At 65.5% G+C, this 16,762-nt stretch carries 11 protein-coding genes; 5 read left to right on the top strand and 6 right to left on the bottom strand.

Features of this window, described 5'->3' with window-relative positions; genetic code table 11:
- Nucleotides 1-68: 68 nt before the first annotated feature.
- Nucleotides 69-1,757 (top strand): SulP family inorganic anion transporter, encoded by a 1,689-nt coding sequence (locus LG3211_RS11480; RefSeq protein WP_237049871.1) that lies wholly within the window; start codon nucleotides 69-71, stop codon nucleotides 1,755-1,757.
- Nucleotides 1,758-1,814: 57 nt separating this feature from the next.
- Here the strand turns inward: LG3211_RS11480 and LG3211_RS11475 are convergent, their stop codons facing one another.
- From LG3211_RS11475 to LG3211_RS25650, 3 genes are all read right to left on the bottom strand, one after another.
- The gene (locus LG3211_RS11475) at nucleotides 1,815-2,483 is read right to left on the bottom strand and encodes a YoaK family protein (protein ID WP_057942965.1); all 669 of its coding nucleotides are present in this window, start codon (nucleotides 2,481-2,483) and stop codon (nucleotides 1,815-1,817) included.
- Between the two features lie 71 nt (nucleotides 2,484-2,554).
- A complete protein-coding gene (locus tag LG3211_RS11470; protein ID WP_148648861.1) occupies nucleotides 2,555-2,761 on the bottom strand; it encodes a hypothetical protein in 207 nt (68 codons plus the stop codon).
- Between the two features lie 95 nt (nucleotides 2,762-2,856).
- Nucleotides 2,857-3,642, bottom strand: a complete 786-nt coding sequence (locus tag LG3211_RS25650; protein WP_148648860.1) for a hypothetical protein — start codon at nucleotides 3,640-3,642, stop codon at nucleotides 2,857-2,859.
- Nucleotides 3,643-4,005: 363 nt separating this feature from the next.
- On the opposite strand from LG3211_RS25650, the gene LG3211_RS11460 reads away from it, so the two are divergent.
- From LG3211_RS11460 to LG3211_RS11455, 3 genes are all read left to right on the top strand, one after another.
- On the top strand, nucleotides 4,006-4,359 hold the full coding sequence (locus tag LG3211_RS11460) for a YkgJ family cysteine cluster protein (RefSeq protein ID WP_057942962.1): 354 nt from the start codon (nucleotides 4,006-4,008) through the stop codon (nucleotides 4,357-4,359).
- A gap of 5 nt (nucleotides 4,360-4,364) precedes the next feature.
- The gene (locus tag LG3211_RS25645; RefSeq protein ID WP_148648859.1) at nucleotides 4,365-4,574 is read left to right on the top strand and encodes a hypothetical protein; all 210 of its coding nucleotides are present in this window, start codon (nucleotides 4,365-4,367) and stop codon (nucleotides 4,572-4,574) included.
- A 485-nt stretch (nucleotides 4,575-5,059) separates the two neighbouring features.
- Nucleotides 5,060-8,158: a TonB-dependent receptor gene (locus tag LG3211_RS11455; protein ID WP_057942961.1), complete on the top strand. Its 3,099-nt coding sequence runs from the start codon at nucleotides 5,060-5,062 to the stop codon at nucleotides 8,156-8,158.
- A gap of 75 nt (nucleotides 8,159-8,233) precedes the next feature.
- On the opposite strand, the gene LG3211_RS11450 is transcribed toward LG3211_RS11455, so the two are convergent.
- On the bottom strand, nucleotides 8,234-9,748 hold the full coding sequence (locus tag LG3211_RS11450; RefSeq protein ID WP_057942960.1) for a beta-N-acetylhexosaminidase: 1,515 nt from the start codon (nucleotides 9,746-9,748) through the stop codon (nucleotides 8,234-8,236).
- Between the two features lie 126 nt (nucleotides 9,749-9,874).
- Between LG3211_RS11450 and LG3211_RS11445 the strand changes: the two genes are divergently transcribed.
- Nucleotides 9,875-10,312, top strand: a complete 438-nt coding sequence (locus tag LG3211_RS11445; protein WP_057942959.1) for a VOC family protein — start codon at nucleotides 9,875-9,877, stop codon at nucleotides 10,310-10,312.
- Between the two features lie 137 nt (nucleotides 10,313-10,449).
- On the opposite strand, the gene LG3211_RS11440 is transcribed toward LG3211_RS11445, so the two are convergent.
- Nucleotides 10,450-15,111, bottom strand: coding sequence for a beta strand repeat-containing protein (locus LG3211_RS11440; protein ID WP_083512481.1), 4,662 nt, complete (start codon nucleotides 15,109-15,111; stop codon nucleotides 10,450-10,452).
- Between the two features lie 12 nt (nucleotides 15,112-15,123).
- Complete coding sequence (locus LG3211_RS11435; RefSeq protein ID WP_057942957.1) at nucleotides 15,124-16,761, bottom strand: ShlB/FhaC/HecB family hemolysin secretion/activation protein; 1,638 nt, start codon at nucleotides 16,759-16,761, stop codon at nucleotides 15,124-15,126.
- Nucleotide 16,762: the final 1 nt, after the last annotated feature.

The following is a 16,762-nucleotide window of genomic DNA, read 5'->3' as shown; positions in this document are numbered from 1 at the left end:
TCCCACGGCTCATTCGGCACGTGGTCGGTTCAACGAAGGATTGGATCAGCTACTAACGGACGTGCCCCATGTCCATGCCGTTGCCCAGCCTCATCGAGTTACAGCGCCTCTACGAACCCAAGCTGCTGACCGTACTGCGGCACGGTTACACCATCGGCAACCTTCGGCAGGATCTGGTCGCCGGCCTGACCGTCGCGGTCGTCGCCCTGCCCTTGGCGATGGCCTTGGCGATAGCCTCCGGCGTCGCGCCGGAAAAAGGCCTGCACACCGCGATCGTCGCCGGCTTTCTCATTTCCTTTCTCGGCGGCTCGAAGGTGCAGATCGGCGGCCCCACCGCCGCCTTCATTCCTGTCGTGTTCGCGGTGATCCAGAAGTTCGGCTACGGCGGGCTCATCCTGTGCACGCTGCTGGCCGGACTGATGCTGATCGCGGCGGGCCTGATGCGACTGGGCACCTTGATGAAGTACATCCCGCAGCCGGTGGTTACCGGTTTTACCGCGGGCATCTCGGTCAGCATTTTCCTCAGCCAGGTCAAGGACCTGCTTGGACTGCGCATGGGGGCCGTGCCGGCGGAGTTCTTCGCTCGCATGCAGGCGCTGGCCCAGCACGTCGCCAGCGCGAGTTCCTCCGCGGCCCTGGTCGCGCTGGCTTGCGTGGCATTCGTCGTGGCGCTGCGGCGCTGGCGCCCGGCTTGGCCGGGATTTCTGATCGCTCTGGCCATCGGCACGGCCTGCAGCACCTGGCTGTCCTTGCCGGTGGAGACGATCGCCAGCCGGTTCGGCGCCGTTCCGGCCGCGCTGCCGCAATTCCATATCCCGCACATCCCGTTCGAACGCACGCTGGAGATGCTCCCCAGCGCGTTCACCATCGCGTTCCTGGCGGGCATCGAATCGCTGCTGTCGGCCGTGGTCGCCGACGGCATGACGGGCGGGCGCCATCGCTCCAATGGAGAACTGCTCGCGCAAGGCGTGGCGAACGTGGCCGCGGCGTTATTCGGCGGCCTGCCGGCGACCGGCGCTATCGCCCGCACGGCGGTCAACATCCGCGCCGGTGGACGCACACCGGTGGCCGGAATCGCTCACGCCGGCTTCTTGTTGCTGTTCATGCTCCTGCTGGCGCCCCTGATGGGGTATGTGCCGCTGGCCGCGCTCGCGGGCATCCTGGTCGTCGTGGCATGGCAGATGTCGGATGTCGAAAGCTTCCGGCACCTGATGAAAGGCCCGATCGGCGACCGCGTGGTCCTGCTGCTGACCTTCGCCTTGACGGTGATGTTCGATCTGACGGTAGCGATCGAGGTGGGCCTGGTGCTGGCCGCATTCTTGTTCATGCACCGCATGAGCGAAGTGGTCGAGATGCAATCCAGCAATTCCCTGATCGAGGCCGACGACGACAACGGCGACGCGCCGGACCAGCGCGCGCAGCTGCCGCCCGGCGTGGAAGCCTTCCAGATCTCCGGTCCGCTGTTCTTTGCGGTCGCCAACCGCCTGGATGAGGTGTTCAATCAATTCCCCGCTCCGCCGCGCTGCTTCATCTTGCGGATGCGCGGCGTGCCGCTCATCGATGCGAGCGGAGTGACCGCGCTGACCCAGTTCCTGCAGCGGTGCGAGCGGCATGGAACACGGGTCATTTTGTCGGGACTGCGCAGTCAACCGCGGCAGATTCTGGCGCAGATGCACATCGAGCAGGACGGCGATCAGCTGCGCTTCGCGAAGGATTTCGCCGAAGCCATTGCGCTGACGCGCGAGAATTCCCCATAGGCGAACTCCTGCGCAGCTGTCACCCAGGCGCCGGGTTCGATGCGAGGCCCCGCACCGTCAACGCGGCAATGGGCGCCAATGGCGATAGATCGCATAGCTGACGCCGACCAGTCCGGTCAGGGTCGCGGGCACGTACAGCGCGGCATATCCAATACGCAGGAACAAGAACGCCCCGACCGCGCTGCCGGCAAGAAAGCAGCAGACGATCAATGCGCTCAGCATCAGGCGCCGCCGCGGCAAGGGCATCCGCCGCAACGCATGGCCCAAGCCGATGCCCAAATCGGTGAACATCCCGGTCAGATGCGTGGTGCGCACGAGCGCGCCGCTGAAGGTGGTCGCCATGGCATTTTGCAATCCGCACGCCATCGCCGCCATCACCGCCCCCAGCCACGGCTGGTAACGGAACAGCGGAACGGTCGCGAACAGCATCAACGACTCGATCGTCAAAGTGACGCCATAACGGCGTCCCAGACGCAGCGTGCTGTCCTGGATGATCATCCCGCTCAATACGGCGCCGACGACGAAGGCCGCGATGATGCCGAGCAACTGCCGCACCGCCCGGACATCGCCGTGAACCACGGTGGTCGCCAACAACGTCGAGGTTCCCGTCATGTGGGTCACGGCCTGGTGCTCGAAGCCCAGAAAACCCACCGCATTGACCATGCCGGCCACCGCCGCCAGCGCCCCCGCCCCGCCCCACACCCAGCCCGGCAGTTGCACGCCCATGCTCAGGACCCCGCATGCGGCAGGAACAGCGCGTGCACAGACATGCCGCAATCGTTCACTCGCGTTACCGGCTACAGGTCGTAGCCGGATCTGTCTTTGGCCAGGCTTTGCATTCGCCGGTCGAGCAGTTTCAACGAGGCTTCCATCGTCTCTCGACAGGCCTCCTCGTCCCGGCCGCCGGCCGGCTCGATATCCAAGCGGCGGCGAATGTCCTGCAGCTCGCAAAACACCACCGCGCACATCCGCTTGATTTCGTCGATGTCAGCATCGGTCGCCATACTCATCACCTCACAGGTTCCAACTCAAGCGCCAAGGCTCCGGCGCGATCGCATCAATCGGCTCCATCCGTGGAATACCGAGAACGATTTGCCGCTCAACCGCGCTTTCGCGACGAAGAACGGCCTGTCTTCGCCACCCAACCGCGCGGAAAGGGATCGTTCGTCAGCTTGGTGGATACCGCATCGAACACCGGATCGCGGTCGCCATCGGCGAGTACATGGCGCATCACCGAAGCGGCGGCCAATTGCGCCAATTCCAGGGGCAGCGGCTCGACTGGGTCCGTCCATGCCTGCAATTGCATGTCGCGCAGCCATGTCGCTCCGGCCATTTGCGCGCGGCACTGGTCGAGATCCTTCAGATACAGCCGATCCGTTTCCGCGGACTGGCTGCGGCATACCAGCATCGTGCATGCGCGGCGCAATGGACCGCGCAGATACCGGTCGTAGGCAACCAGGCAATTCGACAACGTGCGCGGGCTTGTCGCGCCCGAAGAGCGTCCCAGGCCATGGATCGAAACCGCGATCTGCACCGGCGTTCTGGCCAACAGCGCGGCGACCGAGCTTTCCTCCGCCGCGGCGGTACCCTGGAAAGGCTCCGCCAGCTGAGGGGCGCATTGCCTGATCCATGAAGAGGTGCCCGCGGCAACGGGGGTATACGGACTAGGATTGCCTCGCCCTATTCGCAAGGTCCGCCACGCCTGATTGAGCCCGATCCAGGCCTCCGGAACGGTCGGCCAGCACAACGCCTGCACCACAATCGGTTCTCCGGCGCCGGTCTCGCCATCGGCCGCGCCGAGGAAAGCGATACGGTCAGGATTAGGACTCGCCGGCGCGGGAGCTGCAACGCGGTTGCGAGGGGCTGATTGGGAGGCCGCCGTCATCTGATGCACCTGTCGTACATGCCCCAAGTGCTTTGGGACAGGTTGGAGATGTTATAAGGGTATCAATAGATGGATAAAACATCAATTTGCATGTCTTGAACCTTATAGCCGCTACCAAGACCGGCGCCACGGGGACACGCCCTGCCCGCCGCCTCGGCCATACGGTTAAACAGCCGCCCTGCATCACGGTTAACATCCCTATATTGATGCTCAAGACATCTATTGATAGATTTTCAACATCATTTGGCTTAACAGGCGAAGTCGCCGCCAGTGGCGGTGGCCGTCGTTTTGGACCTGCATGAATGAGTACGAGGCCGGCGACTGCAAAGCGCCCGTGGTAACCGCTCGTTCCGGGAGAGAGCGTTGACGCGCAACAATCGAAAAATCGACGAGCTGCGCCGGCGAATTCCATCGTTCACCTGCATCGTGGGTTGCCATGACTGTTGCGGCCCGGTCACCGCATCGTCGGAAGAAATGGCACGCCTGCCGGTCAAGAGCGAAGCCGAGCATGACGCTGCCCTGGCCGAATTGAGCTGCCCGCATCTGGGCAGCCATGGCTGTGAGGTCTACAACGAGCGGCCGCTCATTTGCCGGCTATTCGGCACGACGCCGCAGCTGCTGTGCCCCAACGGACAGCGCCCGGTGTACATGATCGATACGCGAACCGAACAAGAGATCCATGCCTTCCTCAGGCAAACACGGCAAGTGCTGGTCTGACCGGCATGCACGAACTGTCTGCCCTTGAGCGTGCCGCGTTCCTGATCCTGTTGAAGCGTCAACCGCTGTTCAAGTGGGAACGCGAAGCGCTGACCGACACTGCAATGCGCAGCCTGGAACACAAAGGGCTGGTCGCTCGCGCAGGACAGCGGTGGCAAGTCACTGAGCAAGGCCAAACCGCAGCGACGCGCTGGACCAAGTCCAAGCGACCTTAGGGACGGATGCGGGCTGCGTGCCCGGCTGAAGCGCCCTTCAAGCTCGAAGTCCTGCTGATCCATCTGTCCGCAGTCGCCGGATGCGACCGCCGCCGTGCTGCGATCGCGCAAGGGCGCTGCGGCGCCGCCCGCATTTCGTGCCATTCCCGTCGATGGAAGCCGCTTCCGGCGAGCCGCGGATATCTGCCGCGTGGTGCGTGAGCCATGCACCCCGCGCCCTTCGTCTGAGCCACCCATCCCGGAAACCGTGGCGCCCATTCCAATGCGGCAGTGCAAAGGGTGACCCGGTTCGCAAAGCACCGCCCTTGCTGCGCCGCCGCATGCGTCAGGCCCCGGCTTCTGGCGATACTTAGATCGATCCAATCGCTTTCTTATGCGGATCGAGGCAAGTCAGAACCCCACACGTCTACACCTTGTTTAGATCGATCTAAGTGCTGTCGCTCGCGCAAGACACCAGTCACAGGGGCAACTCCGGGGGTAATTCAATGAAAGTCCACGCTCGCAACACCTTGGCCGCGGCGCTGTGCGCGGCGCTCTACGTACCGGTCTGCGTACACGCTCAATCCCAGAACACCCAGCCCGCTCCGGCCACCGCCGATGCCTCCGGGCGGGCCACCGATCTCGACAAGGTCGTGGTCACCGGCTTTCGCTATTCGATCGAAAAAAGCCTGGACCAAAAACGCAACGCGAACGCGGTGGTCGAAGTCATCACCGCCGAGGACGTCAGCAAGTTCCCGGACAAGAACGTGGCCGATGCGCTGCAGCGCGTGCCGGGCGTGGTGATCACCCGCAGCGGCGGCGAAGGCAAGAGCGTGAGCGTCCGCGGCCTGGCTCCGGACCTCACCCTGACCCAGTTGAACGGCAACTACGTCGCCTCCTCCGAAACCAACGACGAGGCCACGCGCTCGTTCAACTACACGCTGCTGCCGGCGAACATGCTCTCCGGCGCGGAACTGTTCAAGACGCCGGAAGCGCGCATCGACGAAGGCGGCATCGGCGGCACCGTGATCCTGCGTACCCGGCGCCCGCTGGAGATGGAATCCAATACCGGCTTCGTCACGCTGGAAGGCACGTATTCCGACACCAGCAAGACCACCGATCCGCAGTTGTCGGCCATGTACTCCTGGCACAGCGACGACAGCCGCTTCGGTTTCCTGATCGGTGCGACTCAGCAGAAGCGCACCAACCGCAGCATGGAAGTCAGCACCGAGGACTGGAACTGGTACACCGACAAGGTAAACGGCGTCGCCACGAATCCGGTGACCGACGCCAACGGCCGTCCTCTCGACCCGAGCATCGGCAACTGGTGGGGACAAGGCTCGGCCATCAACGACCAGAACGGCAACCGGTACTCGGGTTTCTTCCTGCCGACCTCGGTCAATTTCGGCGTGCGCGAGGAAGAGCGCGAGCGCAAGGGCCTGCAGCTGACCTATCAATTCAAGCCGGCGGACAACCTGACGCTGACGGCCAACTACTTCCGTTTCGAGCTGCAAGGCAACTACACGCTCAATACCCTGAAGATTCCCGAGTGGAACCTGGCCCGTTTCAACTCCGACGGCAACTGGGCATCGGGCCGGCTGCTCAACGGATTCACCCTGGATCGCAGCGGTACGGTCGTCACCGCCGCTGAGTACGCAAAACTCGCGGGCAAGGTCTACCCCTGCAGCGATGCCGAAGCCGCAGCGCAAGGCAAGCCCGGCGGCGGCTGGGGCTCGGACGACTGCACCATACCGACGCCGCAACTGACCGGCGGCTACAGCCGCGAAAAGGCGCTGTCGCAGACCGCCGGCTTCGAGATGGAATGGCAGGCCACCGACCTGCTGCACATCTCGGCCAAGGCGGGACGGACCTGGTCCGACGGCGGGCCTTCGATGAGCTTTCGCATGTCGGCCAAGCCGCGCCGCAACGTCAACGGCGTATGGGAAGCCGGCAATACCTACAGCGCGTGGGATCTGAGCGGCACGCCGTCGATGAGGTTCGCGTCGAATCTGCAGAACCAGCTGATGGCCGGCATCGCCGAGATCGATACCGGTTCCACCGACTCGTCGTGGAAGGAAACCAGCATCTCGCAGGATCATTTCCAGATCGACGCCACCAAGACGTTCCTGAGCGGCTGGCTCGAATCGGTGCAGTTCGGCGCCAAGTTCACCGACGCCGCGGTCCATCGCAACACCGGCAACACCTACTGGGTATGCCAGGGCGCGGACCCGGGCGATTACAGCAAGCGCTATCAGGCCGGCTGCGATTCGACCGCGGGGATCGCGCGCCCGGACTTTTTCCTGTCCAGCCCGATCGGCAATCTCGCCGGCGGCTTCAACGCCAATGTCTTCCCCGGGATCGACTTCCCGGCCTACATCGACTATCTCAACGGCCGCTACGGTGGAATGCAAAGCCGGCGCGAACCGGATTTCGTCTACGACGTCGATGAGCAATCCACGGGCGGCTATTTCCAGGCCAATTTCCGCACCCAGCGCCTGCGCGGCAACTTCGGCGTGCGCGTGGTCAAGACCAAGCAGAGCGCGGCATCGACCGATGCGGTCGAGCGCTTCACGGATTATTTCGCCGACAACGCCGGCGGCAATCCGATGGCGTGCACCGACCCCGCCGCGGGCGCGCTGTTGGGTTCCAATGGCGGCTATACCTGCGAAAGCGGCTTCGTGAGATTGCCCGAGGCGCTGGCCAGATCCAAGACCTTCGCCCTCAACACGCTGGACAAGAGTTACACCGACTACCTGCCCAGCTTCAATATCGCCTGGGACCTGACGGAAAACATCGTGCTGCGCGGCGCGGCTTCCAAGGTCATCGCGCGATCGGCCTTCACCGACATCGCCTATCCCGGCGCATTGAATTACTACAGCCCGGAATACAGCAACGACCGCTCGGCCGCCGGCGGCAGCGATCTGGGCTGGCGAGGCAACGGCAGCAACAAGGCGCTGGACCCGTATGAGGCGACGCAATTCGACATCGGCGTGGAGTGGTACTTCCGTCCCGGCTCGGTCCTGGGTCTGGGCTTGTTCCGCAAGAACGTGAAGAACTTCGTCGTGCCCGTGGTGCAGGACACGCCGGTGACCATCGGCGGGGAAACGGTGACCGTGCAGGACTACAGCACCTCCGCCAACGGCCGCGACGGCGTCTCGCAGGGCGTGGAGGTGTATGCGCAGCACACCTTCGATTTCGGTCTGGGCTTCCAGGCCAACTACACCTACAACGACACCAACCTGGCCGCGGTGGAACTCAACGGCGAGCAGATCGCCAGCTCGCCGCTGGTGGGCAGCGCCAAGAACCAGGCCAACCTGACGGTGTTCTACGAGACCCCGAAGTTCCTCGTTCGCGCCTCGTACAACCGTCGCGGCGAGGTGGTCGGCGGCCTGCACACCGGCCTGAACATCTACACCGAGCCCTACGCCCAGCTCGATCTCAATGCGTCCTACAACCTCACCGACCGATTCACCGTGAGCGGTTCGGTGTTGAACGTGACCAAGGAGGAGCAGCGGGCGCACCTGGGCCACGACACCGATGCGCGTCTATGGACCAACAACTACTCCGGCCGAATCATGTATCTGGGTTTGACGTACAAGTTCTGATCGCTGCATCGCATCGCTGACGGCTTGCCCTCGCGCTACCTGCGTACGCGAGGGCAGCCTGTTCCAAGGTCCCGCTCAATGCGCATCCTTCGCATCGGCCCAGTCCAGATCCGGCTCGGCGTGATAGTGGATACCCATCGCATCCAGTTGCGGGCGCAAGGCCCCCATGCGCTGCACGAACCCGGCATAGCCGCGCTGCCCGGCCGGGCTCCATGCAAGTTCGGCCACCGCCGCCAGGCGCGGCCACAGGCGATCGTCCGCCGCGGCGTCGGAATGCACGTACTCCGTCCATAGCGCGGCCTCGATACCCACCGCGCTCTTGAACGGCGCCGGATCGAAGCTGTAGACCCGCTTCAGCGGCACGCCGTCGCCGCGGCACCAGTCGGCGCCGGGCTGGCCTTTGTAGTTGCCGTGGTCGATGTACAGATACGAACACGGCGACAGGATCAATCGATGGCCCTTGGCGACCGCCGCATCGATGGCGTAGCCGTCGTTCCACAGTTGCAGCAGCACGTTGGGTTTCATCTCGGCCACCGAGCCCTCCTCCCAGACGATGGCGGTACGCCCCATCGCATCCACCATCGCCGCGATGCGGGCGATGAAATCGGCGTACAGCGGGTGCTTGATCTCATCCCCGCCGATATGGATTTCGGCCGACGGGAAGATCGCCGCCACTTCCTCCAGCACATTGCGCACGAAGGGATACACGACCTCGGGCTTTTTCAGGCAGAACACGCTGAAACCCACTTCCACGCCCGAGTAGGCACTCAGGTTGCTGACGTCCTCGCAGGCCAATTCGTTGTACGAAGCCAGCGCGGCCTGCACATGCCCGGGCATGTCGATCTCCGGCACGATGGTGACGCCGCGCGCCTGCGCGTAGGCGACCAGATGCTTCAGCTCCGCCTGGGTGTAATAGCCGGCGCGTCCGCCCTTCACCGCGCTGGCGCCGCCGATCTCGACCAGTTTCGGATAACGCTTGATCTTGATGCGCCAGCCTTGATCGTCGGTCAGGTGCAGGTGCAGGCGGTTCAACTTGAACAGCGCCATGCGATCGATGTGTTTCTCCAGGTATTCCACCGGCAGAAAGCTCCGGGCCACATCCAGGGAAATACCGCGCCAGCGATAGGCCGGCACATCGGTGATCACGACGCGAGGCAGGCGATAGTCGGCCTGGGGCTTCACCGGCAACAACTGGCGCAGGCTCTGCACCGCGTGCAGCAGGCCGGTGTCGGTCTGCGCGCTTAGATCGATCGCATCGTCCACCACCAGCCGATAGCCTTCCTCGCCCAATGCCGGGTCATTGATCAGCTGCAGCCGGATCGGTGTCGCCGCAGGGCCCTTGCCGCCGATGCTCAGCGAGGTCAGCAATTCGTCCAGGGCACGCCCGGCGTTGGCCGCGGCCGCGTCCGCATCCACCGCGGCGGCGGATATCCGCAGCTCGCCGGACGCTACCGCCATCGACTGAGGAATGGGCACGATGTGCGCCGATGGCGTCTTGGCCTGCGCGACCGCCAGGCGGTGGCCGCATCCGGTAACGGCAACGGCGGTCAGGCAGAGCAGCAGGACCTCGAGCTTGAAGCGCATTTTCATCTGGCAGGCAATCCGCGGGGGCATCCCCGCATGATGCACAGTTCGGGTCCACAGGGGCAGTGACGCACGCCGCAAGCGTGTACCGGTGCGTTGTTAGACTGGGCGCCCCTCTTGGAGATCGGAAACATGGCGCTCAAGCGGATGGACAACGTCGGCATCGTCGTCGAAGACCTCGAACGGACGATCGATTTCTTTCGCGAACTGGGCCTGGAACTCGAAGGACGCGCCACGATCGAAGGAGAATGGGCCGGACGCGTCACCGGACTGGGCGATCAGCATGTCGAGGTCGCCATGATGCGCACACCCGACGGCCACAGCCGGCTCGAGCTGTCCCGCTTCCTGCGGCCGACGGTCATAGCGGATCACCGCAACGCCCCGGTCAACGCCCTGGGTTACCTGCGCGCCATGTTCACCGTGGACGACATCGACGACACGCTCGAAAGACTCCGCGCGCACGGCGCGCAGCTCGTGGGCGAAATGGTCAACTATCAAGACGTGTACAAGCTGTGCTACATCCGCGGGCCCGAAGGGCTTCTCATCGGACTCGCGCAGGAACTCGGCTGAGTCAGGTGCGGGCCAACCAGGAATTCCGGCGGCCCGTCTTCATGGTCAGGAGGCGATTGCCTTCCCTCTTGAAGATGCCTGTACGACGTTCCCAGCGTCGTGGTGCCCGCTGCCCGCTGCCCGCTGCCCGCTGCCGATCAGAAGTCGCCGCAGCCGCTCTTGCGTTCGCTCGCCAGGCAGCTGTTGAGGTTCGGACGCGACCGCACCTTGGACCACTCGCGCGCGAGCGTGTCGCCGCGGCGCGCCAGCCCCGGAGTGTCCAGCGGCCCCGTCGATGGACACGTCGGCGTCTTGCCGACATTGCTGCTGTAAACGTAGCTGTCCGGCGGCAGGCGGGTCATATCGGGAAGCGCGGGCGGCGGCAACGAGTTCAAGCTCAATGCGGTGAGATTGGCCGGCGCCTGCGCGAAGGTGTAGTTCTGCGCCTCCAGGCCGCTGCCCTGGATGGGGTAGACCCCGGGCACCGCGTCGGCGCCGACCTCGGCGGAGAACTTCAACGTGCCGGTCGTGGCGCCGCCCGGCGTGTCGCCGTTGCGGAACCCGGCCACGCTGCCGGTGAAGTCGCCGAGCTTTTGCCCGAACAGCACTGTGACCGGATCGGCGACGTAGGTCAGCGTCGCCTTCTGGATTTCCAGCGCGGTGGCGTTGCTGCCGGCCGCGACGAACTCGTAGTTCCGCGACGAGACGCCGCCGAAGCCGATGGCGTATCTGCCCACGCCCGAAGCCTGAGTGGCGTCGCTGCTCCAGGCCAGGCTGCCGGCCAGATCGGCCACGCTCTGGCCGTTGCGAAAGCCGCTGACAGTTCCGCTCAGGACGCCGTTGGGATCGCCGTACAGGCGGATGAAAGGATCGGCCGTGAACACCAGCGGCGCCTTCTGGATCTCCAGCGCGGTGGCGTTGCTGGCCGCCTCGACGAACTGGTAGTTCTGCGAGGACACGCCGCCGAAGCCGATGGCGTACTGGCCCACATCCGAAGCCTGCGTGGCGTCGCTGGTCCAGGCCAGACTGCCGGCCAGGTCGGCCACGCTCTGGCCGTTGCGGAAGCCGCTGACGGTTCCGCTCAAGGCGCCGTTGGGATCGCCGTAGCGGCGGCTGAAAGGATTGGCCGTGAACAGCAGATTGGCTCTTTGGATGTCGAACGCGCTGGCGTTGTCCGGCGCCCCGACAAAGCGGTAGTTCTGCGAGGAGACGCCGCTCAGGCCGATGGCGTATCTGCCCACGTCCGAGGCCTGCGTGGCGTTGGTGGTCCACACCGGTGTGCCGAGCAGGTCGGCCACGCTCTGGCCGTTGCGAAAACCGCTGACGGTTCCGCTCAGCGTGCCGTTGGGATCGCCGTACAGCCGGCTGTAGGGATTCGCGGTGAACAACAGGCTGGCCGGAGTAATGCTCAGCGTGCCCGGATTGATTTGCAGGGCATAACCGGCCGGCGAAGTGAAGTTGCCGCCGATCGCATAGTTGCCCACGTCGCTGAGGACGGTAGCGAGCGTGGAGGCATCGCCAGCGATCGCGTTGCCGAACGTATCGCCGAGGATCAGCCCGGCGAAGCTGAAGCTGAACACCGGATTGTCCAGCCCGTACTCGCGCACGGAGCTGGCGATGTCGATCGTCGCGGTCGGTTGCGCGGCATAGATGAAGTGGTCGCCGGCGGTCGGCACGGTCACCCCGCAAGTACCGCCGAAGCTGCAGTTGTACAGGTTCGGCAGCGTGCCCGAGCCGGCCAGGCCGCCACGCGTTTCGCCGACCCAGGTGTTGGCCCATACCCGCCAGCGATTGCTGGCGTTGATGCCCGCCCCGGCCGCGTTCTGCAAGCGGCCGGCCGTGACCAGATCCACGTCGGTGCCGCTGACATTCTGGCTCAAAGTCATGTCGCCGGCGTTGTTGCGCACCGACACCGCGCCGGCCGCGCCGATGCCAGATTCCGACAGTGCGCTCGCAGCGCCGGCCGCGTCGAATCCCGTGGCCGCCACGGTGCCGATGCTCAGCGCGTTGATGTCGGTGTAGCCGAAACCTCCCGCCGCGCCGCCGGCCAGCGTGTTGCCCGAGACATCGTTCTGCCCCGCGCTCAGATCGACGCTGCCGTTGTTCGAACGAGCCAGCAGGCTTTGCGCGGTGATGCCGCCCGCTGCGCTCTGGTTGATGTTGCCGCCGCTGACCAAGGCCAAGGTGCCGCTGCCCAGGTTCACCGCGCCATTGAGCGCGATGCCGCCGTTGCCGCCGGTATTTTGCACGGTCAGGTTGCCGCTGCGCGTCAGCGCCTGCGCCAGCGTGATCGCGCCGGCGTGATCGGCGTGGCCGATCACCAGGTTCGGCGCGGCGATGTTGGCCAACGAAGCCAGCGACACGAACTCGCCGGCGCCGCCGCCGATCTGCAGCGCCGCGGCATTGCGATCGAGCACATCGCCGGCCGCGGTGACCTCGCCCGCGCGCACATCGACCGCGCCGGCCGCGACCGTGCCCGCGAGTTGCATGGGGCTGGCGGCGCCGTTGTTGCCGGCGCGCAGCAGCACCGTGCCGGCGCCGCCGTCGATGCGGCTGGCCGCGCCGATGCTCACGCCGACGCCGCTGCCGTCGGAGGAGCCGTTGAGCTCGATACCGCCGCCGCTGGCGATCACGCCATCCTCGATCACCAGGGCATCGGAGATTTCATCCGCGTTAGGGCCGCCGTTGGCGCCGGAATGACCGCTCAGCCGGATGCGTCCGCTGCCGCTTTGAATCGCGAATCCGCCCAGCACGTTGAGACCGGATTGATTGGGGACAGCTCCCCCGCCGTTGATGCCGACGATGTCGATGGCGCCGGAGGTCGTCGAGATGCCTGCGTTGGTCCCGCGGCCCTCGAGTTGCACCCCGTAAGAGCCGATATCGCCTACGCCCAGCAGGCTGATATTGCCGGTCGAGGCGTAAACCTGCGTGCCGCTCAACAACAAGCCCTCGCCGACGAACTCGCCGGCGCTCGCACCCAATCCCCGCCCCCGTACCAGGACATTGCCGCCGCTGTTCGCATCGTTTTGTCCGATGCGCGTGTCGAGCGTCGTTCCGAACAACTGCAAACCGAAACCGCCGGTGGCCGTCGCGAAACCGTTGACGGCGTCGTTCTGGCCGTACAATCGAATAGCGCCGGCGTTGCTCAGCAACGTCGCGTTGGCGAAGGAGATGCCGCCGTTGATCTCGGCGGTGATCACGGCATTGCTGTTGACGTCGATATTGAGAGGACCGCTGCTGGAGCCGATGCTGAAGTTGTTGCCGGCAATCTGGTTTTTCGCGCTCAGCATCATGGTCAGCGGCGCGCTGCCGACGCTGCGATTGATCGCCACCGCGCCGGCCGAGCCATCGACATTCAGGTCCCCGCGCAGGCTTGTAGTGCCCAAGGCGACGACATTGATGCTGCTGCCCGCATCGAGTCCGCGATTGATATCGCCGTCTTGAAGAACCGCGGTGGTGACCGCTTCATACGCATCGGCCGGCATGACGCCGGTGTCGGTGCCGTGCACGATCGAAACATTGCTGGAGGCGGCCACGGTCCAGAACCCGCCGCCGGTGTTGACGCGGACCCCGCGCAGATCGAAGCCGGCCGACGATCCGGTCACGACTTGACCGCCAAAGCCGCCGTTGGCCCCGCCATGCGAGCTTAGATCGCCGAAGATGCGCGCGCCGCCGTTGCCGCCCTGCAGCCCGACGTAGCCGCCGTTGCCGTTGTCGATCGCGTTGGCGCTCAGCGCGCTGCCGGCATCGACGACCAGGGTGCCATCGTTGCTGCCCAGGTCCATGCGGCCGCCGCCGGCCTGCCCCGACGCGTCGAGCCGCGCGCCGTTGAAGAGGCCGACATCGCTGCCGCTCACGGCGATGTTGCCGCCGCTCTGGCCGGGGTCCGCGCCGCTGACGTCGATCTGGCCGCCGTCGATTGCCACGCGGCGGGCGCCGGCCGACAGCACCACGCGTCCGCCGCGGTTGTCCAGCGTGCGTGCGCGGATCGTGCCGGTGTGGACGATGCCGCTGACGATATCGTTGCCCTGTATCGTCAACACGACCTGGCCGCCGTCGGCCGTCAACGTGCCGCTGTTGTTGATGTCGAAAGCCAACGCCGGCCCGGCGTCGTCGATGGTCACCTGGGTCAGGCCGTCGCCCTGGAAATCCAGGGTGATGCCGCTGCCCTTGGCGCCGATGACGGTGCCGCGCTGAGCCGATATCTGGCCGGTATTGTCCACCGAGTCGCTCGACAGCAGCGCCACCGTGCCGCCGGATGCGGCGGTGATCGTGCCGTTGTTGGTCACGCCTTCGCCGTTGCCGGTGAAGACGAAGCGACCGCTGCCGAGGCCGGCCTGAAAGTCTTCATTGCTGATGCTGAGCGTCGACGCCACCAGGCCGCCGACGTTCACCTGCGAGCCCGCGCCGAACAGCACGCCGCTGGGATTAACCAGGAACACGCGGCCATTGGCGTTGAGGCCGCCGAAGATTTCCGAGACCGGCACCGTGCTGCCGTCGCCGATCACGCGATTGAGCAGCACGCTGGCCGCGCCCGGCTGGGTGATAGTGACCGTCGCGGCGCTGCCGACGGAAAAGCTGCCCCAATCGATGATCGCGCCGTTGCTGGTCTGGTTGATGGTCATGGTGTTGCCGCCGGGCAGCGCGATCGTCGCGGTGCCGCCGACGACGTTGCCGTTGATCGGCAATGTCGTCGGCAGCGGCGGCTGCGCCTGCGCGAGCGAGGTTGCCAGCGACGCGGCCAAGGCCAACGGCAAGGCATGCCGAACCAGCGGCCGCGGCGTGCGATGGATGGATCGGACATTGGCTTGCGCGCCCATGGGAGTCTCCACTCAGAGGTGCTTCTGCAGTTGCAGGTACAGGCGCGGTTCGCGCCGATCGGCGACAGCGCGTATGCCGTCGGGCCAGGCCAGCGTGGCGTTAAATGCCCAGTTGCCGGGCCGGGCCCAGCTCAGTCCCAGGCCGTAGCCGCGCAGGCTCTTGCCGTTCTCGGGCACGAAGCGCGAGCGGTCGTGAGCGAACGCGCCGTGGGCGGCGTCGTAGAACAAGAACGGAGTCACGCGCTCGTTCAGCGCATAACGCAGTTCGAGGTTGGCGATCCAGCCCTCGTCCACCAGTGCCTCGTTGGTCGAGTACGCGCGCACCGCGCGTGGCCCGCCCAGCGACAACTGCTCGGAGGAATCCAGGTTGCGGTTGGCCAGTTGCATGCCTACGCCGAGGAACAGGCTCAGGTCCTGCGTCAAAGCCTGCAGACGCGTGGCCTGCACGGTGAACTTGGTGAAATAGCCCTGGGTTTTTCGGCCGATCGGCGATTGGTCGATGAATTCGCTGACCGGATCGCGGATATCCAGCTCGCCGCGATAGAGCACGCCGTTGACGCTGGTGTAGCCGCCGCCGAACAAGGCGTCTCGATGCTCGAACGACCAGCCGGCGGTCGCCCCGCGTATGCGCTTTTCGGTTTCGAACTCGACCGCTTCGAATTCGTCGGTCAGCGACTTCCGGTCGAATCCGAAACGCAGGAACAAGTTGGTCCCGCGCTGGCGGATCAAGGGATAGGTGGCCGAGACATCTGCGATATCGGCCGTGCCCGTGGCGCGCAGGGGGCGGAACCCGCCGCCCAGTTCGTACTGCACGCGGGCGACGCCGGCGCCGATGCGCAGACCGTCGTAGCCGACCGGAAGTTCGTAGGCCAAACGGCCGAACGCGGTATGCGCGTCTTCGGCCAGCATCACGCGCAGATCGAGGTTGTCGCCGTGCCCGCTCGGACTCGCCCAGCGCATGGTGCCGCCGGCGCGGATGCGTCCGGACTCCGGAGTGCCGTGGTTGTCTACCTCCACCACGAATCCCAGGGCTTCGCCGCGGGACACCTGCACGTTCAGATCGGTGCTGCCGATGGCGGCGCCGGATTCGACCGCGGATTTGGGCCGGATGCCGGGCAAATCCGACAACAGCAGCATCGCGCGCTCGTAGCGCGGACCATTGAGCGCCTGGCCCGGCTGCAGCGCCGCCATCAAGGTGTTCTCGACCCGCGCGGGCGGAATCGGCGCGTCGGGATCGACATCGATCTCGACCTGGCCCAGGGTGCCCTCGACGATGCTGATCGTGACCCTGCCCTGCTCCACTTCCTGCACCGGCACCACGGCCTGGGCGAGGAAATAGCCGCGATCGCGATAGCGCGCGGTTACGCGTTTGGCGATGTCCTCGAGATCGGCCAGGGCTACTTCCTGGCCGATCCGATTGGCCACCATCGTCTGCAGATCGCTGTCTGTGAAACGCGTGTTGCCGACGAACTCGATGGCGGTCAGGGTGAAGCGCGTCTGCGACGGCGCCCGCATCTGCGGCTCCGGCAGCGCTTGCGGCGGCGCCTGCGGTTCGGGCTCGGGCTCGGCCCGCGCGTGCCCGCACAGGGCCATCAACACGGCGCAGGCGAGCGTGGGCAGGCGAAATACGGAAGGCTGCATCGGCGTCATT

The sequence above is a fragment of the Lysobacter gummosus genome, from assembly GCF_001442805.1.
Lineage (GTDB): Bacteria > Pseudomonadota > Gammaproteobacteria > Xanthomonadales > Xanthomonadaceae > Lysobacter > Lysobacter gummosus.
The sequence above is the reverse complement of the archived record's forward strand: the minus strand, read 5'-3'. Positions and strand labels throughout refer to the sequence as shown.